Origin of the sequence: Citrobacter sp. MNAZ 1397 (assembly GCF_023613995.1) — a bacterium.
Taxonomy (GTDB): Bacteria; Pseudomonadota; Gammaproteobacteria; order Enterobacterales; family Enterobacteriaceae; genus Phytobacter; species Phytobacter ursingii.
On record NZ_JAKIVH010000010.1, the window covers coordinates 69141 to 92579 of the forward strand.

The 23439-nt window shown below is 52.6% G+C and carries 23 protein-coding genes and 2 tRNA genes; 9 read left to right on the top strand and 16 right to left on the bottom strand.

Annotation, left to right across the window (positions count from 1 at the left end; translation table 11 throughout):
* Positions 1–216 precede the first annotated feature (216 nt).
* On the bottom strand, positions 217–1476 hold the full coding sequence (rho, locus tag L2097_RS24730) for a transcription termination factor Rho (protein WP_023479599.1): 1260 nt from the start codon (positions 1474–1476) through the stop codon (positions 217–219).
* Positions 1477–1816: 340 nt separating this feature from the next.
* Positions 1817–2146 (bottom strand): thioredoxin TrxA, encoded by a 330-nt coding sequence (gene trxA / locus L2097_RS24735; protein WP_039077011.1) that lies wholly within the window; start codon positions 2144–2146, stop codon positions 1817–1819.
* Between the two features lie 144 nt (positions 2147–2290).
* Here trxA and rhlB point away from each other — a divergent pair, with 144 nt between their 5' ends.
* On the top strand, positions 2291–3556 hold the full coding sequence (gene rhlB, locus L2097_RS24740; protein WP_047372315.1) for an ATP-dependent RNA helicase RhlB: 1266 nt from the start codon (positions 2291–2293) through the stop codon (positions 3554–3556).
* Positions 3557–3560: 4 nt separating this feature from the next.
* A complete protein-coding gene (gene gppA / locus L2097_RS24745; RefSeq protein WP_047372316.1) occupies positions 3561–5045 on the top strand; it encodes a guanosine-5'-triphosphate,3'-diphosphate diphosphatase in 1485 nt (494 codons plus the stop codon).
* A 39-nt stretch (positions 5046–5084) separates the two neighbouring features.
* On the opposite strand, the gene rep is transcribed toward gppA, so the two are convergent.
* A complete protein-coding gene (rep, locus tag L2097_RS24750) occupies positions 5085–7106 on the bottom strand; it encodes a DNA helicase Rep (protein WP_250353857.1) in 2022 nt (673 codons plus the stop codon).
* Positions 7107–7217: 111 nt separating this feature from the next.
* Here rep and ppiC (L2097_RS24755) point away from each other — a divergent pair, with 111 nt between their 5' ends.
* Both ppiC (L2097_RS24755) and ppiC (L2097_RS24760) read left to right on the top strand, forming a co-directional pair.
* A complete protein-coding gene (ppiC, locus tag L2097_RS24755) occupies positions 7218–7499 on the top strand; it encodes a peptidylprolyl isomerase PpiC (RefSeq protein WP_047372318.1) in 282 nt (93 codons plus the stop codon).
* A gap of 48 nt (positions 7500–7547) precedes the next feature.
* Positions 7548–7832, top strand: coding sequence for a peptidylprolyl isomerase PpiC (gene ppiC, locus L2097_RS24760; protein ID WP_347337195.1), 285 nt, complete (start codon positions 7548–7550; stop codon positions 7830–7832).
* A 42-nt stretch (positions 7833–7874) separates the two neighbouring features.
* Here ppiC (L2097_RS24760) and L2097_RS24765 read toward each other — a convergent pair whose 3' ends face one another.
* Together L2097_RS24765 and L2097_RS24770 are read right to left on the bottom strand one after the other, a co-directional pair.
* Entirely contained in the window at positions 7875–8252 is a 378-nt protein-coding gene (locus L2097_RS24765; protein ID WP_085006397.1) for a DUF1360 domain-containing protein, read from the bottom strand.
* Positions 8230–8688, bottom strand: a complete 459-nt coding sequence (locus L2097_RS24770) for an RrF2 family transcriptional regulator (protein WP_047372320.1) — start codon at positions 8686–8688, stop codon at positions 8230–8232. Before L2097_RS24770 ends, L2097_RS24765 begins: the two co-directional genes overlap by 23 nt.
* 179 nt (positions 8689–8867) lie before the next feature.
* Between L2097_RS24770 and L2097_RS24775 the strand changes: the two genes are divergently transcribed.
* Positions 8868–9494, top strand: a complete 627-nt coding sequence (locus L2097_RS24775; RefSeq protein WP_250353858.1) for a class I SAM-dependent methyltransferase — start codon at positions 8868–8870, stop codon at positions 9492–9494.
* Positions 9495–9662: 168 nt separating this feature from the next.
* Here L2097_RS24775 and ilvC read toward each other — a convergent pair whose 3' ends face one another.
* A complete protein-coding gene (gene ilvC / locus L2097_RS24780; protein ID WP_047372321.1) occupies positions 9663–11138 on the bottom strand; it encodes a ketol-acid reductoisomerase in 1476 nt (491 codons plus the stop codon).
* 153 nt (positions 11139–11291) lie between these two features.
* On the opposite strand from ilvC, the gene ilvY reads away from it, so the two are divergent.
* Both ilvY and L2097_RS24790 read left to right on the top strand, forming a co-directional pair.
* Positions 11292–12182: an HTH-type transcriptional activator IlvY gene (gene ilvY / locus L2097_RS24785; RefSeq protein ID WP_047372322.1), complete on the top strand. Its 891-nt coding sequence runs from the start codon at positions 11292–11294 to the stop codon at positions 12180–12182.
* A gap of 10 nt (positions 12183–12192) precedes the next feature.
* Complete coding sequence (locus tag L2097_RS24790; protein WP_047372323.1) at positions 12193–12582, top strand: hypothetical protein; 390 nt, start codon at positions 12193–12195, stop codon at positions 12580–12582.
* A 41-nt stretch (positions 12583–12623) separates the two neighbouring features.
* Here L2097_RS24790 and L2097_RS24795 read toward each other — a convergent pair whose 3' ends face one another.
* The 7 genes from L2097_RS24795 to ilvL all read right to left on the bottom strand — a co-directional run bounded on the left by L2097_RS24795 (position 12624) and on the right by ilvL (position 19981).
* Positions 12624–13328 carry a DUF2461 domain-containing protein gene (locus tag L2097_RS24795; protein WP_250353859.1) on the bottom strand — a complete coding sequence of 235 codons (705 nt, stop codon included), beginning with the start codon at positions 13326–13328 and terminating at the stop codon, positions 12624–12626.
* A gap of 104 nt (positions 13329–13432) precedes the next feature.
* On the bottom strand, positions 13433–14977 hold the full coding sequence (ilvA, locus tag L2097_RS24800; protein WP_085006402.1) for a threonine ammonia-lyase, biosynthetic: 1545 nt from the start codon (positions 14975–14977) through the stop codon (positions 13433–13435).
* A 2-nt stretch (positions 14978–14979) separates the two neighbouring features.
* Positions 14980–16830 carry a dihydroxy-acid dehydratase gene (ilvD, locus tag L2097_RS24805; RefSeq protein ID WP_250353860.1) on the bottom strand — a complete coding sequence of 617 codons (1851 nt, stop codon included), beginning with the start codon at positions 16828–16830 and terminating at the stop codon, positions 14980–14982.
* Positions 16831–16890: 60 nt separating this feature from the next.
* Positions 16891–17820, bottom strand: coding sequence for a branched-chain amino acid transaminase (locus L2097_RS24810; RefSeq protein ID WP_047372327.1), 930 nt, complete (start codon positions 17818–17820; stop codon positions 16891–16893).
* A 16-nt stretch (positions 17821–17836) separates the two neighbouring features.
* Complete coding sequence (gene ilvM, locus L2097_RS24815; protein WP_039076997.1) at positions 17837–18100, bottom strand: acetolactate synthase 2 small subunit; 264 nt, start codon at positions 18098–18100, stop codon at positions 17837–17839.
* Entirely contained in the window at positions 18097–19743 is a 1647-nt protein-coding gene (ilvG, locus tag L2097_RS24820; RefSeq protein WP_142516971.1) for an acetolactate synthase 2 catalytic subunit, read from the bottom strand. Before ilvG ends, ilvM begins: the two co-directional genes overlap by 4 nt.
* Positions 19744–19882: 139 nt before the next feature.
* Entirely contained in the window at positions 19883–19981 is a 99-nt protein-coding gene (gene ilvL / locus L2097_RS24825) for an ilv operon leader peptide (RefSeq protein ID WP_032229281.1), read from the bottom strand.
* A 342-nt stretch (positions 19982–20323) separates the two neighbouring features.
* On the opposite strand from ilvL, the gene L2097_RS24830 reads away from it, so the two are divergent.
* Complete coding sequence (locus tag L2097_RS24830) at positions 20324–21850, top strand: YifB family Mg chelatase-like AAA ATPase (protein ID WP_250353861.1); 1527 nt, start codon at positions 20324–20326, stop codon at positions 21848–21850.
* Positions 21851–21873: 23 nt separating this feature from the next.
* Here L2097_RS24830 and L2097_RS24835 read toward each other — a convergent pair whose 3' ends face one another.
* Entirely contained in the window at positions 21874–22212 is a 339-nt protein-coding gene (locus L2097_RS24835) for a MaoP family protein (protein ID WP_047372330.1), read from the bottom strand.
* A gap of 118 nt (positions 22213–22330) precedes the next feature.
* Between L2097_RS24835 and hdfR the strand changes: the two genes are divergently transcribed.
* A complete protein-coding gene (hdfR, locus tag L2097_RS24840) occupies positions 22331–23152 on the top strand; it encodes an HTH-type transcriptional regulator HdfR (RefSeq protein ID WP_047372331.1) in 822 nt (273 codons plus the stop codon).
* A 93-nt stretch (positions 23153–23245) separates the two neighbouring features.
* On the opposite strand, the gene L2097_RS24845 is transcribed toward hdfR, so the two are convergent.
* Positions 23246–23321, bottom strand: a tRNA-Trp gene (locus tag L2097_RS24845).
* An 8-nt stretch (positions 23322–23329) separates the two neighbouring features.
* Positions 23330–23406 (bottom strand) — tRNA-Asp (locus L2097_RS24850).
* Positions 23407–23439: the final 33 nt, after the last annotated feature.

A 23439-nucleotide genomic window follows, 5' to 3' on the forward strand; every position in this document is an offset into this window, starting at 1 on the left:
CCTGGCAGTATAACGACGATGCCTCGCTCCAAAAAGAAGAAAGCAGGTCATTCACAGGCGTTTTAGTATGTTTCTTAAGCAAGCAGAATATTGATTGCTTAGGTATTTGTGTTGAGCTGGCCTGTAGCGGACGGTGCCTGTCCCAATGCATATAGCGTATAGTCCATAAATGAAAAACGCCACGTAAAAACGTGGCGTTTCCTGGCTTTATTTCTATTAAGAGCGCTTCATCATGTCGAAGAATTCATCATTCGTCTTCGTCATTGCCAGTTTATTAATGAGGAACTCCATTGCGTCGATTTCACCCATCGGATGGATGATTTTACGCAGGATCCACATTTTCTGTAGCTCTTCTTGCGTGGTAAGCAGCTCTTCCTTACGGGTACCGGAACGGTTGTAGTCGATAGCCGGGAAGACGCGTTTTTCAGCAATCTTACGGGAGAGATGCAGCTCCATGTTACCGGTGCCTTTAAACTCTTCGTAGATAACTTCGTCCATTTTGGAACCGGTATCGATAAGCGCCGTTGCGATAATAGTCAGGCTACCGCCCTCTTCCACGTTACGCGCAGCACCGAAGAAACGCTTCGGACGATGCAGGGCGTTGGCATCCACACCACCGGTCAATACTTTACCGGAAGCGGGAACCACGGTGTTGTAGGCACGCGCCAGACGGGTGATGGAGTCAAGCAGAATGATAACGTCTTTCTTGTGCTCAACCAGGCGTTTCGCCTTCTCAATCACCATTTCCGCAACCTGAACGTGACGAGATGCCGGTTCGTCAAAAGTGGAAGCGACAACTTCACCTTTCACCAGACGCTGCATCTCGGTCACTTCTTCCGGACGTTCGTCGATGAGCAGAACCATCAGTACGCAATCCGGGTGGTTGTAGGCAATGCTCTGGGCAATATTCTGCAGCAGCATCGTTTTACCGGCTTTCGGCGGTGCAACAATCAGACCGCGCTGGCCGCGACCAATTGGCGAAGCCAGGTCCAGGACACGTGCCGTTAAATCTTCGGTAGAACCGTTACCCCGTTCCATGCGCAGGCGAGAGTTCGCGTGCAGCGGCGTTAAGTTCTCGAACAGAATCTTATTACGCGCGTTCTCCGGCTTGTCGTAGTTAACCTCGTTAACTTTCAACAATGCAAAGTAACGTTCACCCTCTTTTGGAGGACGAATCTTACCAGAAATGGTGTCACCAGTGCGGAGGTTGAAACGACGGATTTGGCTGGGGGATACGTAGATGTCATCAGGACCGGCGAGGTAGGAGCTGTCTGCGGAGCGGAGGAAACCAAATCCATCCTGCAGAATCTCCAGCACACCGTCGCCAAAGATATCTTCGCCACTCTTTGCGTGCTGCTTCAGGATGGCAAAAATAATGTCCTGTTTGCGCATACGGGCCAGGTTTTCCAGCCCCATATTTTCGCCGAGAGTGATCAGCTCAGAAACCGGCGTATTCTTTAATTCGGTAAGATTCATAGTGGTGTGGGTTCTTAAACTCGGGGTAAAACTCGAACTTAATGTTGTGAATGGTATGGCAGGGTCATCCATGCCTGTTAACGGCCATCACTTATGTCCAATCGCTGCCTGGTCAAAGGTAAATACGCAGAACTGAAACGACAAGACGGAAAAGTGACAAGCCCGGAATCTATCCGCTTCTCTCGCAAGGCTAAGCTCAACGGGAAGCATCGGGTAACACAAGATTCAAACTACAAGGTATGTTTACAACGAAGTCAAAACTAAATTAGCACGACTGAAGCCGGGCGTCCAGCGATCCACATAATTTAGAAGGCTGGCGCACCGGCTGAGATTCGAGGAGTTACGCCAGATTAGCGTCCAGGAACTCTTTCAGTTGCCCTTTGGACAGCGCACCCACTTTGGTCGCAGCCACTTCGCCGTTTTTGAACAGCAGCAGGGTCGGAATACCACGGATACCGTACTTCGGCGCAGTACCTGGATTCTGGTCGATATTCAGCTTCGCGACGGTCAGTTTACCTTCGTATTCGCTAGCGACTTCATCCAGGATCGGGGCGATCATTTTGCACGGACCGCACCACTCTGCCCAGAAATCGACGAGAACCAGCCCGTCCGCTTTGAGTACATCCGTGTCAAAACTATCGTCAGTCAGGTGAATAATTTTATCGCTCATATATAACTCCACAGGAATAAGCCTGGTGTGTTGGTGTAGCATAAAACAACAACGTGTTGATGCCACATTAACCAACTAAAGGTTGACTTTATTTCACCGGATACGCTTTCGTAAAGCAATAGTAAGCTGATATTCTACCACACTATGAGCAAAACACATTTAACTGAACAGAAGTTTTCCGACTTCGCCCTGCACCCTAAGGTGATTGAAGCCCTTGAAACTAAAGGGTTTCATAATTGTACGCCCATACAGGCACTGGCTCTCCCGCTGACGCTGGAAGGTCGTGATGTTGCAGGGCAGGCGCAAACCGGTACTGGCAAAACGATGGCGTTTTTAACGTCAACGTTTCATTATCTTCTTTCTCATCCGGCGATTGATGATCGCAAGGTGAATCAGCCGCGCGCGCTTATCATGGCGCCAACCCGTGAATTGGCTGTACAAATCCATGCTGATGCTGAACCGCTGGCGCAATCCACTGGTATGAAGCTGGGCCTGGCCTATGGCGGCGACGGTTACGACAAGCAGTTAAAAGTGCTTGAAAGCGGCGTCGATATCCTTATCGGCACCACCGGTCGCCTTATCGATTATGCAAAACAGAACCATATTAACCTGGGCGCGATTCAGGTCGTGGTTCTCGATGAAGCCGATCGCATGTACGATCTGGGCTTTATCAAAGATATCCGCTGGTTGTTCCGCCGCATGCCGCCGGCAACTGCGCGTCTGAATATGCTTTTCTCCGCAACGCTCTCTTACCGTGTACGTGAACTGGCTTTCGAGCAGATGAACAACGCCGAGTACGTTGAAGTGGAACCAGAGCAGAAAACAGGCCACCGTATTAAAGAGGAGCTCTTCTACCCTTCTAATGAAGAGAAGATGCGTCTGCTACAAACCTTAATCGAAGAAGAGTGGCCGGATCGCGCTATCGTCTTTGCCAACACCAAACACCGTTGTGAAGATATCTGGGGCAGCCTTGCCGCAGACGGTCATCGTGTTGGTTTGCTGACGGGCGATGTCGCACAGAAAAAGCGCCTGCGTATTCTTGATGAATTCACTCGCGGCGATCTGGATATTCTGGTCGCGACTGACGTTGCGGCGCGCGGTCTGCATATCCCTGCGGTGACGCACGTATTTAACTACGATCTGCCGGACGACTGTGAAGACTACGTCCACCGTATTGGCCGTACCGGCCGTGCTGGTGCCAGCGGTCACTCTATCAGCCTGGCGTGTGAAGAATACGCACTGAACCTGCCGGCGATTGAAACCTACATTGGGCACTCTATTCCGGTGAGCAAGTACAATCCGGATGCCCTGTTAAGTGATCTGCCACCCGCGAAACGCCTGACGCGTACACGCTCCGGCAATGGTCCGCGCCGCAGCGGTGCGCCACGTAATCGTCGTCGTTCAGGTTAAAGATATGCTCGCTTCCGCCTCGCTCTATGCGGCTATTGATTTAGGCTCAAACAGTTTTCATATGCTGGTTGTGCGCGAGGTGGCTGGAAGCATCCAGACGCTTACCCGCATCAAACGTAAGGTTCGCCTGGCTGCGGGCCTGAGTCAGGAAAACGTGCTTTCACAGGAAGCAATGGAGCGCGGCTGGCAGTGTCTGCGCCTTTTTTCAGAACGGCTTCAGGATATTCCTCCGGCGCAAATTCGTGTCGTCGCCACAGCGACGCTTCGTCTGGCAGTCAATGCCGGTGAATTCATCAGCAGAGCGCAGGAGATCCTCGGCTGCCCGGTGCAGGTCATCAGCGGAGAAGAAGAAGCACGTCTTATTTATCAGGGCGTTGCGCATACAACAGGCGGCTCCGATCAGCGACTCGTGGTCGATATTGGCGGCGCCAGCACAGAGCTTGTTACCGGAACAGGTGCCCAGGCTACATCACTATTCAGCCTGTCCATGGGTTGCGTAACCTGGCTTGAACGGTTTTTCACCGATCGGAACCTTGGCCAGGAAAATTTCGACGCTGCGGAAAAAGCCGCGCGCGATGTTTTACGCCCGGTTGCCGATGCGCTTCGTCATCACGGCTGGCAGGTCTGCGTCGGCGCTTCTGGTACCGTACAGGCATTGCAGGAAATCATGATGGCGCAGGGGATGGATGAACGTATCACCCTCCCCAAACTCCAGCAGTTAAAACAGCGCGCCATCCAGTGCGGACGCCTTGAAGAACTGGAAATCGAAGGCCTCACGCTGGAACGTGCCCTGGTATTTCCAAGTGGACTGGCTATTCTCATCGCTATTTTCACCGAGATGAATATCCAGAGTATGACACTGGCCGGCGGCGCGCTGCGTGAAGGACTGGTCTATGGCATGCTGCATCTGACTGTTGATCAAGATATCCGCCGCCGCACGCTGCGTAATATCCAGCGCCGTTTTATCATCGACACCGACCAGGCGAAACGGGTTTCTACCCTGGCGACACAGTTTGCCAGCGCGGTCGCTAATGAGTGGGATTTAGATGCCTACAGCATCGAAATTCTGCAAGTTGCCAGTGAATTGCATGAAATTGGTCTAAGCATTGAGTTCAAGCAGGCACCGCTGCACGCGGCCTGGCTGGTACGCAATCTGGACTTACCTGGGTTTACGCCAGCGCAGAAAAAGCTGCTCGCAACGCTGTTATTAAACCAGACGAACCCGGTCGATCTCTCTTCTTTGCATCAACAAAATGCTGTTCCGCCGCGCGTTGCGGAACATCTCTGTCGCTTACTGCGCCTGGCGATTATTTTTGCCAGCCGCCGCCGCGACGATCTCCTGCCTAAGATCGATATTTCTGCCAACGGAGAGGCATTAACCCTGGCATTACCGCACGGCTGGCTGGAAAGTCATCCGTTAGGCGCAGAAGTTATCGAGCAGGAAAGTCAGTGGCAAAGTTACGTTCACTGGCCGCTTGAGTTGAAATAAACCGTTTCTGCCTCTCACAGACGGAGAGAGGCAGGGATTTCATTTCTCTTTCGCTTTTGCCATCATCGCCCGTATATTGGCGATACTGGCCTGCCCCTTTTGCATCCTTTCTTCTGCAGTAATGACCTTACGCTCTTGCTCCCAGATCACATCATCTTGCGGCAATTCGAGCAAAAATCGGCTCGGTTCAGGACGCACCAGTTCCCCATACTGACGGCGTTCTTTGCATAAGGTGAAGATAAGTTCTTTCTGCGCGCGGGTAATGCCCACGTAGGCAAGGCGGCGCTCTTCATCAATGTTATCTTCGTCAATACTGCTCTGATGCGGCAGGAAGCCCTCTTCCATCCCCACCATAAAGACATACGGAAACTCCAGCCCTTTTGAGGCGTGTAGCGTCATCAGTTGTACTTGATCCAACTCTTCATCACTTTCACCGCGCTCCATCATGTCACGTAGAGTAAAGCGGGTAACAACCTGATCCAGCGTCATCGCCTCGTTAAGTTCATCCCCTTCCAGCATTTCTGTCATCCAGGTAAAGAGCGTGTTGACGTTTTTCATCCGCATTTCAGCCGCTTTTGGACTGGGGGAGGTCTCAAACAGCCAGGATTCATAATCGATACCATGAATCAAATCGCGCACGGCAGCGATCGGCTCCCGCTCTGCCAGACGCTGGATCCCACCAAGCCAGTGGGTAAAGCGGGTCAGTGATTCATAGCCGCGCCCGGTCAGGGTCTGTGTGAGTCCCATATCAAAGCTGGCGGCAAACAAGCTTTTGTTGCGTGTTGTCGCCCATTCCCCCAGCTTTTGTAATGTTGCAGGGCCAATTTCGCGCTTCGGCGTATTCACGATACGCAGGAATGCGCTGTCATCATCCTGATTAGTGAGTATGCGTAAGTAAGCCAGCAGATCCTTGATCTCGGGGCGTGAGAAAAAGGATGTGCCCCCCGAAATACGATACGGAATGCGGTTTTGCATCAGGAATTTTTCGAACACACGCGACTGGTGGTTGCCGCGATAGAGGATGGCGTAATCCTTATATTCGGTCTTGTTGATAAAGTGATGAGCAATCAATTCACCGGTTACACGCTCTGCTTCATGTTCCTCATTATTCGCCGTCAGAACCTTAAGCTCAGCACCGTATCCCAGTTCAGAAAAAAGGCGTTTTTCAAACACATGAGGATTATTCGCAATCAGGATGTTCGCGGCTTTCAGAATGCGTCCCGATGAGCGGTAATTTTGCTCAAGCTTTATCACCCGCAGTGCCGGAAAATCTTCGTTCAGCAGCACAAGGTTTTGGGGACGCGCGCCGCGCCAGGAATAGATGGACTGGTCATCATCCCCCACAACGGTAAAGCGCGCTCGCTGCCCTACCAGCAGCCTGACCAGCTCATATTGGCTGGTGTTGGTGTCTTGATACTCATCCACCAGCAGGTAGCGGATTTTGTTCTGCCAGCGCTCGCGCACCTCTTCATTACGCTGTAGCAGGAGTGTTGGTAACAGAATCAGATCATCGAAGTCGAGGACATTGCACGCTTTCAGATGTGCATCGTAAAGACCGTAGCAGTGGGCAAAAATACGATCCCGTTCGCCTGTCGCTTTTGCCGCTGCCTGGGAGGGTGTCAGCAGATCATTTTTCCAGTTGGAGATCGTCGAGATCAGCTGTTGCAGCACCACTTTGTCATCGTCGATCAACCCTTCGGTCAGCTCTTTGAGCAGCGCCACTTGATCGGTATCGTCAAAGAGGGAGAAATTGGATTTCATCCCCAGCGCGGCAAACTCCCGCTTAATAATATCCAGGCCCAACGTGTGAAATGTTGAAATCATCAGCCCACGCGCTTCTTTACGCCCAAGCGTCTGCGCCACGCGTTCTTTCATTTCGCGCGCGGCTTTGTTCGTGAAGGTAACCGCCGCAATATGCCGAGCCTGATAGCCGCACTCTCGAATTAAATGGGCAATTTTATTGGTGATCACACGGGTTTTACCCGAGCCAGCTCCCGCCAGCACCAGGCAGGGTCCGGTAACAAATTCGACAGCTTGTTGTTGGCCAGGATTTAAACGCATGGAGGTATTGCTCAATCTTCGAACGGGGGAAGGATTGTAGCAGAAAGCCTGCCAGAGATTTACCCGCCAATGGTAAAGTGTGGAGACTTCTCTTAACTACGGAACGTGAACATGGCGAAGACAGCGGCAGCGCTGCATATTCTGGTGAAAACTGAAAAACTGGCGCAGGAAATTATGGCTAAGCTGGAAAAAGGATCGAGTTTCGACCATCTGGCAAAGCGCTATTCCACCTGCCCTTCGGCACGTAACGGCGGCGATCTGGGCGAATTCAAACAGGGCGTGATGGTAGGACCATTCGATAAAGCCGTGTTCAGTTGCCCACTGCTCACCCCTTTTGGCCCGGTTAAGACGAAGTTCGGTTATCACATCATCAAGGTGCTGTATCGCCGCTAACGCGTGCTACTATTGCGCCCGCATTTATATAAACCTCATCAAGGCGCAATCATGGCAAAAACAGCGGCAGCAATGCATATTCTGGTGAAAGAAGAGAAACTGGCACTCGATCTTCTGGAACAGCTTAAAAATGGCGGCGATTTCGAGAAACTGGCAAAAAAACACTCGACTTGCCCTTCCGGCAAGAAAGGTGGTCATTTAGGCGAGTTTAAGCAGGGTCAGATGGTGCCGGCTTTCGATAAAGTGGTCTTCTCCTGCCCTGAGCTGGAGCCAACTGGCCCGCTGCATACCCAGTTCGGTTACCACATCATTAAGGTGCTGTACCGGAAATAATTCGGCAATAAAGCCTCTCTGTTCATGAGAGGCTGGCTTGTTTTATTTATCGGATTGCAGCGTCTTTTGCGCTTCGAATTTCATCACGTGCGTGCTGACTGCCGCCTGGAATACCTTGAACATCAATCCATTAATCAGCGTTGTCAGGGTAATGGTGATAAACGCCGTCATCACCCAGTCAATCAGCGCAAAGCCGCTATGCAGCAACGCCGGGCGATAAACCAGCATCCCGCCAAATACCACCCAATGACTCAGACAATAAAAGCAATGGAAAAGGTGCCCTAACATTGCATTCTTTTTGGTTGTCCATTCCCGAAATGCGGCGAACAGTTCTGTTTGCGTTACCGTCATTGAGATGCTACTGGCTGCCAGTGCAATCATCAGGCAGGTCGTCAGCTCAGTCATTAATGTGGAAATCATGGTTATGGCCTTTTTCATTGAAGTAACTGATAAATTCTGCCCCCACGTCCTGCAGCGTCAGGTTTTTAAAACGCTCCAGAATCAGCGACTGCGCATCAGCCAGCGTGGATGACATTACCCGGTTAACCCCTTGTTCAACCAGACACTGGGGATTCTCGCTACGATTTCCCAGCGCAAACAGCGCCGGAGAACCCAAAGCGATATAGATATCGTGGAGTGTGACCTCGCTGGCGGGACGACAAAGCCGCCAGCCACCGTGGTGACCTTTTGTTGCACACACAATCTGATTCTCCCGAAGCCCGGCAAGAAGCTTGCGAATAAATGCCGGATTGCCGTCGATATAAGCGGCCATCTGTTCCGATGTCATCGGTTTATCCGCCTGCTCCATATGCAGCAGGATGTGGAGTGTCGCTGAGAATGAGTTATTTATTTTCATGTAACTTACGATATTACATAAAATTAATTTCAACAATCGACTCACGGTAAAAAACATCGCAAGACCAATCAACCAATTGATTTTAATGCAATTAAATTATTTAATTATGAAATATTGACGTGATGGCATCTTATGTTACTTTGTTTATTACATGAAATTCATCACTCTGAGAGGCGTCAATGCACCACCTTGATCAAACACCTGTCGAGTTCTGGGAGAGCCACTACGACGCAATGTCACCACGCTCAAACGGTATTCCCGGAAAGATACTGGTACGTTTTGTCGATAGCCTTGCTCCCGCCAGTGCCCTGGAATTAGGCTGTGGGCGCGGGGATGATGCGGTCTGGCTGGCTAAAAAGGGCTGGCAGGTTACAGCTGTTGATTTGTCTTACAGAGCGCTGGAGTATGCCGCCGCAAACGCACAGCGATCTGGTGTTAGCAAGCAGCTAGTCTTTGCTCAATACGATCTGACATACTCTTTTCCAGCAGGACGTTACGATCTGATTGTGGCATCGTTTCTCGAATCGCCGCTGTCGTTCGATCGCTTTACGATTTTCCGCACTGCGCTCACTCATGTTGCACCTGGCGGAATGCTGCTCATTACCTCACACGCGAAGCCACCATCATGGTCTCAACAGGCGGACAGACCTTTCCAGTCGGCCAAAGAGGCGATAGTTGCACTGGAGCCGCTCTCTGCAGAATGGGAAATTCTCTTCTGCGATGATGTCGCGAGGATAATGCGTGGGCCGGATGGACAAGAAGGAGAAGTGTCAGATTCGGTCATTGCCCTGCGCCGCAAAGAATAAACCCGGCAGCGCGGACGCTTACCGGGTCTGTATTCTGAAACACATTTCCCTAAGATTTCGGCTTGCCGGAAGGCGGCAATTACGTACATCCCCAGTAGCATAGATAACGATGTGACTGGGGCGTACGCATAAAGCCAGGGCATCAGCGAGCCGAAAGACGACGAGGAATTAGCCTGCGACCGCGATACGTTTCATATCGGTCATATAGCCACGCAATTTCTTACCAACCGCTTCAATCGGGTGAGACTGAATGGCTTCGTTAACATCGCGCAACTGTGCGTTATCTACGGAACCTTCTGCAATAGCCTGACCCAGATCGCCCGTCTGCAGGGTAGTCATAAACTCTTTCAACAGCGGTACACAAGCGTAAGAGAACAGGTAGTTACCGTATTCTGCGGTATCGGAGATAACTACGTTCATTTCGTACAGACGCTTACGAGCGATGGTGTTCGCGATCAGCGGCAACTCGTGCAGCGATTCGTAGTAAGCGGATTCTTCGATGATGCCGGAATCCACCATGGTTTCAAACGCCAGCTCAACGCCCGCTTTCACCATTGCGATCATCAGAACGCCTTTGTCGAAGTACTCCTGCTCGCCAATTTTACCTTCAAACTGCGGTGCGGTTTCGAACGCAGTTTTACCGGTCTCTTCACGCCAGGTCAGCAGTTTCTTATCGTCGTTGGCCCAGTCCGCCATCATGCCAGAAGAGAATTCACCAGAGATGATGTCATCCATATGTTTCTGGAACAGCGGTGCCATGATCTCTTTGAGCTGTTCGGACAGCGCGTAAGCACGCAGTTTTGCCGGGTTAGACAGACGGTCCATCATCAGGGTAATACCGCCTTGTTTCAGCGCTTCGGTGATGGTTTCCCAGCCGAACTGAATCAGTTTTTCTGCGTATGCCGGGTCGGTACCTTCTGCCACCAGCTTGTCGAAGCACAGCAGAGAACCCGCCTGCAGCATGCCGCACAGGATGGTCTGTTCACCCATCAGGTCAGATTTCACTTCTGCCACGAAGGAGGATTCCAGCACGCCCGCACGGTGACCGCCGGTGGCCGCAGCCCAGGCTTTAGCGATGGCCATACCTTCGCCTTTCGGATCGTTTTCCGGGTGAACCGCAATCAGGGTCGGCACGCCGAAACCACGTTTGTACTCTTCACGCACTTCGGTACCCGGGCATTTCGGCGCCACCATCACGACGGTGATGTCTTTACGGATCTGCTCGCCGACTTCCACGATGTTGAAGCCGTGGGAGTAACCCAGCGCTGCGCCATCTTTCATCAGCGGCTGTACGGAACGCACAACGTCAGAGTGCTGTTTGTCCGGCGTCAGGTTAACCACCAGATCCGCCTGCGGGATCAGTTCTTCGTAAGTCCCCACTTTGAAACCGTTCTCGGTTGCTTTGCGCCAGGACGCGCGTTTTTCCGCAATCGCTTCTGCGCGCAGCGCATAGGAGATATCCAGACCGGAGTCACGCATATTCAGACCCTGGTTCAGGCCTTGCGCACCACAACCGACAATGACCACTTTTTTACCCTGCAGGTAGCTTGCGCCATCGGCGAATTCGTCGCGCGCCATAAAGCGGCATTTACCCAGTTGCGCCAGCTGCTGGCGCAGGTTCAGTGTATTAAAGTAGTTAGCCATGGTGATTCCTCGTCGATGTGTCGTGCTTTTGTTATTAGGTTCGCTGTAGTGCGAGAATGTACCCACATTACAACAGGAAATGTGTTGCTTAAATTGATATATTAACAATGTGACATTGCAATTTATGCAACGTAAAAATGTGGAGTCTGTCTCATGGATTTACGCGACCTGAAAACCTTCCTGCATCTGGCGGAGAGCCGCCACTTCGGCCGCAGTGCACGCGCCATGCACGTCAGTCCTTCCACACTTTCAAGACAGATTCAGCGTCTGGAAGAAGATCTTGGTCAGGCGCTTTTTGTCCGTGATAACCGCACCGTTACGCTCACCGAAGCGGGCGAAGAGTTGCGGGCATTTGCTCATCAAACTTTATTGCAGTATCAGCAACTGCGCCACGCCATCGATCAGAAAGGCCCGTCGTTGTCAGGTGAGTTGCATATCTTCTGTTCGGTCACGGCCGCCTACAGCCATCTGCCACCGATTCTCGATCGCTTCCGCGCCGCGCATCCTTCGGTAGAAATCAAGCTCACCACCGGTGACGCCGCCGATGCGATGGAAAAAGTGGTTACGGGAGAAGCCGACCTGGCGATTGCCGGGAAACCGGAAACGTTGCCTGGCGCAGTGGCGTTTTCTATGCTGGAGAATCTGGCAGTGGTATTGATTGCCCCAGCGCTGCCTTGTCCTGTTCGCAATCAGGTCTCTGTGGAAAGTCCTGACTGGGCCACAGTGCCGTTTATCATGGCCGATCAGGGCCCCGTACGCCGCCGTATTGAACTCTGGTTTCGTCGCCATAAAATCAGTAATCCATCAATTTACGCAACAGTAGGCGGCCATGAGGCGATGGTTTCCATGGTGGCGCTCGGCTGTGGCGTGGCGCTAATCCCAGAAGTAGTGCTGGAAAATAGCCCTGAACCCGTACGCAACCGTGTCATGATTCTGGAGCGCAGTGATGAAAAAACCCCCTTCGAACTGGGCGTTTGTGCGCCGAAGAAGCGGCTGCATGAGCCACTGATTAATGCATTCTGGGAAATTGTTCAGGCTAAATAAGGAGAAAATGATGCGTATACAGGTCCTGTTATTAACTGTAGCCCTTGCGGCATGCTGTACTGCCCAGGCTAAACCAAAGGACGTTACGGTACAGGATGTAAAACATCTGGCCCTGAAACAATGCCTGGTGGCGAATTACCAGGCCCGGACGCCAGAGGGCACAAAATCAGCCCCCTCGCAGGATGCATCATTCCTTGTCGAGAGCTACGCATTAGACAATGCCGGCGTCTGGAAGGAATTTCAGAAATTCGTCGCTAAAGAGACGGAAAATTTCAACAAGCTAACCATGTCATTACATCCTGATCATGCGCAAACGGCTAATAACGTGCTGGCGCAATGCGTCAGCTTTTATGAATCGGATAAGCTGGATAAGTATGTACGAGGGACGGTGATGAAGTGACACAAGGCATGTCCCTTCTCGCTTATCCTTGCGGTGTGGATTTATAAATCATCGGGATCGATTTGTTTCATCGTTTCCACTGTCATCAGCCATTGATACAACGGTTCCAGTTGACGAAACCCCTCTGCCAGCAGATTAACTAACCCGGCGTGGAACAGCTTTTCCACGTCGTTATCGGTCACCATGACCGCGAACGTTTTGCACTGATACCAGTTGGCCATCGCCGGATCGAGATCTTTCACGAGCGGCCGCTTATAACGCTCAGCCTCCAGCGCAAACGGCGGCTGGCAGCATTCGTCAGCTATCGTCAGAAACTGCGCCGGTCGTTGCTTCAACGTATGGCGAAAAAGGTCCATCGTCGATTTGCTGGCGCTGTAATACCCCAGGCCGTAGCGCAGGGTGTCCGGACTGATTTCGAAAAAGTAAACCGGCGCATCCGTCCAGTTCTTTGCCGGGCGTTTGAAGGTCAGCCACATTCGGCTGCGATAAAGAGATTTGTCGTGAGAAAAACGGGTATCGCGATGAATACGCGACAGGGTCTTGCCGATCGCCGGGCGTGTTTCCAGCAGTGAATCAATTTCCAGCATCGCGGGTGCTAAGTCATCCACCAGCGCACGAAAAGGGGTGAGGACACTACGGTCATAGATAAAACGATGCTCTTCAAACCAGGTCTTATCGTTCTCGATACGGACTTGCTGGAGGAAGTCGAGCCCTTCCTGCGCAAACCCCTGAAAGCGTCCTGCCATGTGCTTCACCTGTTTTAGCGGAAATGTTCTGGCGCATTATGCCGCCGTGCCCGCCAGACAAACAAGGCACGAAATATCGTGCCTTGTTTTTTTTCAGCCTGACGCTAGCCCGCAAGGAAAAAGCGAAATGCCGGGTTATTGGTCTCGTCATGGCAGTCGTAGCCAAGCTCATTGAGGCGGGTTTCAAAATCCGGCTCATGGTCGCCCAGCTCGAACGCCGCCAGTACGCGACCGTAGTCAGTACCGTGGCTGCGGTAGTGAAACAGCGAAATATTCCAGTGTGTACCCAGCGTGTGCAGGAATTTCAGCAGCGCGCCGGGTGATTCCGGAAACTCGAAGCTGAAAAGTCTCTCGGTAAGTGGTTTCGAGGGACGGCCACCGACCATATAGCGCACATGCAGCTTCGCCATTTCGTCATCGGACAGATCCACCACGCTGTAACCGCCTTCGTTCAGCAGTTGCAGAATCTCTTTACGTTCTTCCAGCCCGCGGCTTAACCGTACGCCGACGAAAATGCAGGCATCTTTCGCATCGGCAAAGCGGTAGTTGAACTCCGTGACCGAGCGACCGCCTAACAGCTGACAGAATTTCAGGAAGCTCCCCTTCTCTTCCGGAATCGTCACCGCCAGCAGCGCTTCGCGTTGTTCACCCAGCTCACAGCGTTCGGAAACATAACGCAGACCGTGGAAATTCACGTTAGCGCCGGACAGTACATGCGCCAGACGTTCACCGCGGATCTTGTGCTGAGCGACATACTTCTTCATCCCCGCCAGCGCCAGTGCGCCGGACGGTTCAGCCACTGCGCGAACGTCTTCAAACAGGTCTTTCATAGCCGCGCAGATGGCGTCACTGTCGACCGTCACGATGTCATCGAGGTATTCCTGACACAGACGGAAAGTCTCATCGCCAATACGTTTGACGGCAACACCTTCGGCAAACAGCCCCACACGCGGCAGATCCACCGGATGCCCGGCATCCAGCGCCGCTTTCAGGCAGGCTGAATCTTCGGCTTCAACGGCAATGACTTTGATTTGCGGCATCAGCTGTTTGATCAGCACGGCTACGCCCGCCGCCAGACCGCCTCCGCCAACCGGCACAAAAACGCGATCGATATGGGCATCCTGCTGCAACAGTTCCAGCGCCAGAGTACCTTGCCCGGCAATCACCATCGGATGATCAAACGGCGGCACCCAGGTGAAGCCCTGCTGCTGAGAGAGCTCAAGCGCTTTGGCTTTCGCCTCATCAAAATTGGCCCCGTGGAGCAGCACTTCGCCGCCAAAACCCCGCACCGCATCCACTTTGATCTCCGCGGTTGCGGTTGGCATCACGATCAAGGCTTTGACGCCAAGGCGCGCGGAAGAATAGGCCACGCCCTGTGCATGGTTGCCTGCCGATGCGGTGATCACACCGCGGGCTTTCTGTTCGGCGGTTAGTCCCGCCATCATGGCGTAAGCGCCACGAAGCTTAAAGCTATGTACCGGCTGACGATCTTCACGCTTCACCAGCACAATGTTGTCGAGGCGCGAAGAGAGTTTTTCCATTTTTTGCAGGGGGGTAACCTGCACCGCTTCATACACGGGTGCACGCAGCACCGCGCGTAGATACTCGGCCCCCTCAGGGGAGCCGGATAGGGGTTGTGAATCTGCCATGATTAGCCACCCAGTTTGGATTTATCGCGTACTGCGCCTTTGTCTGCACTGGTAGCGAGGCTGGCGTATGCACGCAACGCGAAGGAAACCTGACGTTCGCGAGATTTCGGCGTCCAGGCCTGGGCGCCACGGGCTTCCTGCGCTTCACGGCGTGCCGCAATTTCAGCATCGCTCAGTTGCAGTTGAATACCGCGATTTGGGATATCGATAGCAATCATGTCGCCATCCTCAATGATGGCAATATTGCCGCCGCTCGCCGCTTCCGGAGACACGTGACCAATGGAGAGACCAGAGGTACCGCCCGAGAAACGACCATCAGTTACCAGCGCACAAGCTTTACCCAGGCCCATGGATTTCAGGAAGGTCGTCGGATACAGCATCTCCTGCATGCCCGGCCCACCTTTTGGCCCTTCGTAACGGATAACCACAACATCACCCGCCACAACCTTACCGCCGAGGATCGCTTCAACCGCGTCATCCTGGCTTTCGTACACTTTTGCCGGACCAGTGAATTGCAGGATACTGTCATCCACGCCTGCGGTTTTTACGATGCAGCCGTTTTCGGCGAAGTTACCGTACAGAACGGCCAGGCCGCCGTCTTTGCTGTAGGCATGTTCCAGAGAACGGATGCAGCCATCAGCGCGATCATCATCCAGCGAATCCCAACGGCAATCCTGCGAGAAGGCCTGCGTTGTGCGGATACCCGCAGGACCAGCGCGGAACATTTTTTTCACCGCCTCATCCTGGGTTACCGTGATGTCGTACTGCTCCAGCGTCTGCGGCAGCGTCAAACCGAGCACGTTTTTCACGTCGCGGTTCAACAGACCTGCTCTGTCCAGCTCGCCGAGGATCCCCAGTACGCCACCGGCACGATGAACATCTTCCATATGGTATTTCTGCGTGCTCGGCGCAACCTTACACAGCTGCGGCACTTTACGGGACAGCTTGTCGATATCGCTCATGGTGAAGTCGATTTCTGCTTCTTGCGCCGCCGCCAGCAAATGCAGAACGGTATTGGTTGAACCACCCATGGCGATATCCAGGGTCATTGCGTTCTCAAATGCCGCTTTGCTGGCAATGTTGCGTGGCAGCGCGGAAGCATCGTTCTGCTCGTAGTAGCGTTTGGTCAGTTCAACGATGCGCTGGCCTGCGGTGAGGAACAGATCTTTACGATCGGCATGGGTCGCCAGCAGCGAACCATTACCCGGCTGAGACAGGCCCAGCGCTTCGGTCAGACAGTTCATTGAGTTAGCGGTGAACATACCGGAGCAGGAGCCGCAGGTCGGACAGGCAGAGCGTTCTACCTGTTCGCTCTGCGAATCAGACACTTTCGGGTCCGCACCCTGAATCATCGCATCGACCAGGTCGAGCTTGATGATTTTGTCGGACAGCTTGGTTTTACCGGCTTCCATCGGGCCGCCGGAAACGAAGATGACCGGAATGTTCAGGCGCAGTGACGCCATCAGCATCCCCGGGGTGATTTTGTCACAGTTGGAGATACACACCATGGCATCGGCGCAGTGGGCATTCACCATGTATTCAACGGAGTCCGCGATCAGTTCGCGCGATGGCAGTGAATAAAGCATGCCGCCGTGACCCATGGCGATACCGTCATCCACGGCAATGGTATTAAACTCTTTCGCCACACCGCCGGAGGCTTCAATTTGCTCAGCAACCAGCTTACCGAGATCGCGCAAATGCACGTGCCCGGGCACGAACTGGGTAAACGAGTTCACGACGGCAATGATCGGTTTACCGAAATCGGCGTCTGTCATCCCGGTGGCGCGCCACAGCGCGCGGGCACCCGCCATATTACGCCCGTGGGTGGTGGTGGCGGAACGGTACTTAGGCATGCTTTAGTTACTCCCAGTTTCTGTTAAATGGGGCGTTGCGTGCCGCCCCATCTTTTATACTTAGTTATTAACCTGATCCAACCAGCCCCATTTATCTTCGGTTTCACCGGTAAACAGGCCAAAGAATGCTTGCTGAATACGTTTGGTGACCGGGCCACAGCGGCCTTCGCCTACCTGGATACCATCCACGCTGCGAACCGGCGTGATTTCGGCTGCGGTACCGGACATGAACACTTCATCGGCCAGGTACAGCGATTCGCGGGACAGGGTCTGCTCGCGAACTTCAATACCGAGGTCTTTCGCCAGCTTGATGATGGCGTCACGGGTGATACCCGGCAGCGCGGAAGAGGTAAACGGCGGAGTGAACAGGATGCCATCTTTCACTTCAAACAGGTTTTCACCCGCACCTTCAGAAATATAGCCATTCACATCCAGCGCAATACCTTCCTGATAACCATGACGACGTGCTTCACTGCCAACCAGCAGAGAAGAAAGGTAGTTACCACCGGCTTTTGCCGCCGTCGGGATGGTATTCGGTGCAACGCGGTTCCAGGAGGAAACCATCGCGTCGATTCCCTGATCCAACGCTTCTGCGCCGAGGTATGCCCCCCAGGGAAAAGCTGCGATGATCACATCAGTGGTGTAACCATCCGGCGGGTTAACGCCCATACCTACGTCACCAACGAACACCAACGGACGAATATAGGCGCTGGTCAGGTTGTTTTTGCGAATCACCTGACGGCAAGCTTCCATCAGTTCATCAATGCTTTGAGAAACCGGGAAGCGATAAATTTTGGCTGAATCACGCAGACGCTGCATGTGCTCACGATGACGGAACACCACCGGCCCTTTGTGCGAGTTATAGCAACGGATACCTTCGAACACGGAAGTACCGTAATGCAGAGCGTGGGACATCACATGAACCTTTGCTTCTCCCCACGGAACCATCTCGCCATTGAACCAAATGTAATCAGCTTTTTTCGTCGTCATTTTAATTCCTTTGCGCTCAGGCGCGGATCTGTTGTGATGATGTTGTACATTGCTGGATATCAACCCGGGCGACATCGACCAGTTTGCTTAGCTGGCTAAACAGTAATTCGACGGGGCGCGGGCTGGCAACGGTCAATTCAATATTTATATTCTGCGCGTCGGTGGCCGCTTCCATGTTCATTGAACAAACCTGAAAGCCACGGTGGCGTACCACACGTAATACACGTTCTAACGTTTCGGGGTTGAAGCGGGCCTGCACGGCGACCTGATGTTGCATCATGATAATTTCTCCAGCATTTCTGCATTACTGGCACCTGGCGGTACCAACGGCCAGACATTCTCAAGCTCGTCGATTGAGACATGAAGCAGGTATGGCCCCTCACAGGACAGCATGGTGTCGAGAGCCGCTTCAACCTGGTCTTTACGGGTGATGTGCTGGCCGGGAATGCCGAAGGCGCTGGCCAGAACGAGGAAATCGGGGTTATCGGTAAGTGTTGTTTCGCTATAACGTTCGTTGAAGAATAACTGCTGCCACTGGCGAACCATCCCTAAACGCTGATTATCCAGTAACACGATTTTCAGCGGTAACTGTTTGCGTTTTACGGTGCCGAGTTCCTGAACATTCATCATGAAGGAACCGTCACCGGAGATACAGATTACCGTATCATTCGGACGGGCCACCTGTGCCCCCACGGCGGCTGGCAAGCCAAAGCCCATTGTGCCTAATCCACTGGAGGTAATGAAATTTTCTGGACGGGTGTAAGTCATGTGCTGTGCAGACCACATTTGATGCTGACCCACATCGGTGGTCACCACGCAGTCGGCAGGTTTGCGATCTGACAATTGTTTTAACAACAGCGGCGCATAGATCGCGTCACCTGGATGGTCATAACGCCAGGCGAACTCTCTACGCATGTCGGCATTAAACTGGCGCCATTCGTTAATCTCCAGCTCCTGTTGCAATGCTGGCAGTAACGCATTCAAATCGCCTTGCAAGCTGACATGTGCCTGACGCAATTTATTCATTTCTGCCGGATCGATATCCATATGGATAACTTTGGCATTTGGCGCAAAGGTGTTCAGTTTGCCGGTGACGCGATCGTCAAAGCGTGCCCCCACAGCGATTAGCAGGTCACACTCCTGCACCGCCAAATTCGCGGCTTTGGTGCCGTGCATCCCCAGCATGCCGAGATACCATGGATAGCTATCTTCAACCGCACCAAGGCCTTTCAGCGTACAGGTGACTGGCATTTGAGTCACGGCGAGGAACTCGCGCAGCGCCGGAACAGCCTGCGCCATCCCTACGCCACCACCTACGTACAGCATCGGCTTTTTGGCCTGAGCCAGCATTTGGCAGGCCTGCGCCACGTCTTCATGTGGGAAGGTGAACTCATCTCCAACGGTGGAAAAATGCGGTTCCAGATCACCGGAGGCTAACTGGATGTCTTTAGGGATATCAACGAGAACCGGGCCAGGACGGCCTGAGTTTGCCACCTGGAACGCTTCGGCAATCACGCGCGGCAGCTCCTCCAGAGACTGCACCAGAAAACTATGTTTAGTGCAGGCCAGCGACAAACCGAGAACGTCCACTTCCTGGAAGGCATCGGTACCAATGAATGGCGCGGCAACCTGACCGGTGATAGCAACGACAGGAACGGAATCCAGCAGCGCATCCGCCAGCCCGGTGATCAGATTAGTTGCTCCCGGACCGGACGTGGCGATACACACACCCGTTTTACCTGTCGAGCGTGCATAACCGATAGCCGCCATTGCCGCCCCCTGCTCATGCCGGCACAACAAGTGTTCCACGCCGCCGTCATACAATGCATCGTAAACCGGCATAATTGCGCCGCCGGGATACCCAAAGACTGTATCAACCTGCTGTGCCCGCAACGCATGTACTACCCACTGTGCGCCATTCATAGTTAGTTCCCCGCCGTAAATCGGTAGAAACAGAATTTTGTGCTACTACTCATTCTCTGCTCCTCGTTTATGTTTTTAGGTCATAAAAAAACCCCCGGACCTTTCGGTGCGGGGGTCTTAGTTCGTTAAGGCTTGATTTTTAAGCCTTTCCTCGTCCAAGTGCAGCCCCGCACGGTGGGATAATAATCACCACCACGCTAATCACAATCAGGCTAATCACTCGTAGAAGGGCTGTCATTTTCTGTACTTTCTGGCTTCATGTTCGAAGGAATACCTAAAGAGTTATCACAGATATGAGATATGACACAAGATTTTTTTATGACGGTTTTTTTCGTTAGCAAAACAATATCAATAAAAATCCTTGTTTTTTATAAAGAAAAATTGAAATGAAATAATTTCATTTTTTTCAACACTAAAAGGGCTTTTAGGCACCAGGCCGTAACATGCGAGGAGAATTCCAGAAAAAAATAGATCGTCTGCAACCGCCGAAAAAAGTGTGGAAGCCTGTGCGCAAACCTTCTTTTTTTCGGGAAGGTAAAGTCTATTTGCCCCGCATACTTACCTTCCACAAGGAGGTGTTATGACGTTGTCGGTTATTTACACGCGTGCAGCGCTGGGGGTTTGTGCGCCGTTAATCACCGTTGAGGTGCACATCAGCAACGGTCTTCCCGGTTTGACGATGGTGGGCCTACCGGAGACAACGGTGAAGGAAGCCCGGGATCGCGTGCGTAGCGCGATCATCAATAGCGGCTACGAATTCCCCGCGAAAAAGATCACGATCAACCTGGCACCGGCAGACCTTCCCAAAGAGGGAGGGCGATATGATTTACCTATCGCAATTGCGCTTCTCGCCGCTTCTGAGCAATTGCAGACTAGCCATCTTCATCGGTTTGAGTTCGTCGGCGAATTGGCCCTTACAGGAGCGCTACGCGGCGTTCCCGGGGCGGTATCCAGTGCCATGGAGGCAATCAAGGCTGGCCGGTCCATCATTGTCGCCGCAGAGAACGAAGCCGAGGTAAGCCTGACAGGAACGAAAGATTGTTACATCGCTGAGCATCTGCAGGCGGTGTGTGCTTTTCTTGAAGGTAAACATGAGTTATCTCCACCATCTCCCCATTTCATCAGCAGTAACCCGAATACAGCGCAACATGACTTAAGCGACGTCATCGGGCAGGAGCAAGGTAAGCGTGCACTGGAGATTACGGCGGCCGGCGGGCATAACTTGCTCCTGATCGGCCCACCGGGCACGGGAAAAACAATGCTTGCCAGCAGGCTTGGGGCATTGTTGCCACCGCTGAGCAACCAGGAAGCGCTGGAAAGCGCGGCCATCCTGAGTCTGGTCAATACCTCAGGATTGATACGTCAATGGCGACAGAGACCTTTTCGCGCACCGCATCATAGTGCCTCACTTACGGCTATGGTCGGCGGCGGCGCAATACCTGGCCCCGGAGAAATATCGCTGGCCCATAACGGCGTGTTATTCCTCGATGAGCTCCCTGAATTTGAGCGACGGGTGCTGGACGCGTTGCGCGAACCCATCGAGTCAGGGCAGATCCATATTTCCCGTACGCGGGCGAAAGTCACATACCCTGCCCGTTTTCAACTTATTGCCGCCATGAATCCCAGCCCAACGGGGCATTATCAAGGGAACCATAACCGCAGCACGCCGGAACAGACATTGCGCTACCTTGGGCGCCTTTCTGGGCCATTTCTAGACCGCTTCGACCTGTCGCTTGAGATCCCACTCCTGCCGCCCGGTATGTTGAGCCACAACCAACACGGCAGTGAAAAGAGTAGTGTCGTGCGTGCACGGGTTATCGCTGCACAGGAACGGCAGTATCAGCGACAAGGGAAGCTTAACGCGTTACTGGAAAACAGCGAAATGAGGGATTTTTGCGTGCTCACGCAAGCTGATGGAGAGTGGCTGGAACAAACACTGGTACGGCTTGGTCTGTCAGTACGAGCCTGGCAACGTTTGTTGAAAGTCGGGAGAACCATTGCCGATCTGGAAGGTGCAGAAAATATTCAGCGCGATCATCTACAGGAAGCGCTCAGCTATCGCGCTATCGACAGGCTACTCATTCATTTGCAGAAAATGTTGGGATAAAAAAGGGGCCGTAGCCCCTTTTTTTAGTCTTCAGAATCCGTGTAGTCTTCGTTCCCTTCCATCTGCGGTTTGCCACCTGACAGGGTATGAAAACGCTTTGGACGCTTAATGCGTGACATATACTTAGACCAGACGCGTTCTGCTTCGGTATCTGGCTCGCGTTCGCCGCGACATACTGCGACGAAACGGATTTCTTCTTCTGTGGTCGGTTCGCGCTTACCGAGATCCAGCTCGTTGAAAGCATAACCATGACGCTCAAGCAACTGAGCTTCTTTGATGGTGAAATCACCATGACGGGAAAACCCGCGCGGATAATGTTTGTTGTCAAAAAAACGATTAGTCGTCGTAAAGCTTTCCGCCATCCTGCACGCTCCTAATTCTTTGGCCGAGCTATTTATGGCGCGGAGTATTAGTTACGCTTGACAGAGTGTAAAACAAAACATTTAAATCATTACGACAAATAATTTTGCGGAGAAACCTGTGGATACGGAATTGCTAAAAACTTTCCTGGAAGTCAGCCGAACTCGCCACTTCGGGCGTGCAGCTGAAGCACTCTATTTGACCCAGTCAGCCGTGAGCTTTCGTATTCGTCAGTTAGAAAACCAGCTTGGCGTAAATCTTTTCACGCGCCATCGCAACAATATCCGCCTGACGGCGGCCGGGGAAAAACTTCTCCCCTATGCCGAAACGCTGATGAATACCTGGCAGGCGGCACGCAAAGAGGTTGCGCATACATCGAGACACAATCAATTTTCTATCGGTGCAAGTGCCTCGCTATGGGAATGTATGCTTAGCGACTGGCTTGGAAGGTTGTACCAGCTAGAGGAAAGCCTGCAATTTGAAGCACGAATTGCACAGCGACAATCGTTGGTGAAACAGCTACATGAGCGCCAACTTGATCTCCTGATCACAACAGAAACACCCAAAATGGACGAATTTAGCAGCCAGTTATTAGGACATTTTACACTTGGCCTCTATTGCTCGACGCCCGAAAAGACGAAGTCACAATTGAATTATTTGCGTCTGGAATGGGGGCCGGATTTTCAGCAACATGAGTCCGAATTGATTGGCAGCGACGATGTCCCAACATTAACTACCAGTTCAGCAGAGGTCGCTCATCAGCAACTGACGCTATTAAATGGGTGTGCGTGGCTACCCGTCTCCTGGGCGCAGCAAAGGAGTGGCCTGCATATGGTGGTTGATAGCACGACACTATCCCGTCCACTTTATGCTATCTGGTTACAAAATAGCGATAAACAAAACCAGATTCGGGAGTTATTGAAAATAAAGGTAATGGAATGAAAGCGGCGCATCCATTACGGGTGCGTCTGAATTGTTTTACCAGAAAGAAGCAAAAAAAAATCCTTTGCCTGAGCAAAGGATTTTTTCTTTTTCTGGCAGGGGCGGAGAGACTCGAACTCCCAACACCCGGTTTTGGAGACCGGTGCTCTACCAATTGAACTACGCCCCTAAATAGGGTGGCGGAACGGACGGGACTCGAACCCGCGACCCCCTGCGTGACAGGCAGGTATTCTAACCGACTGAACTACCGCTCCACCGAATACTTCTTTCATCACCGGATTAATGCA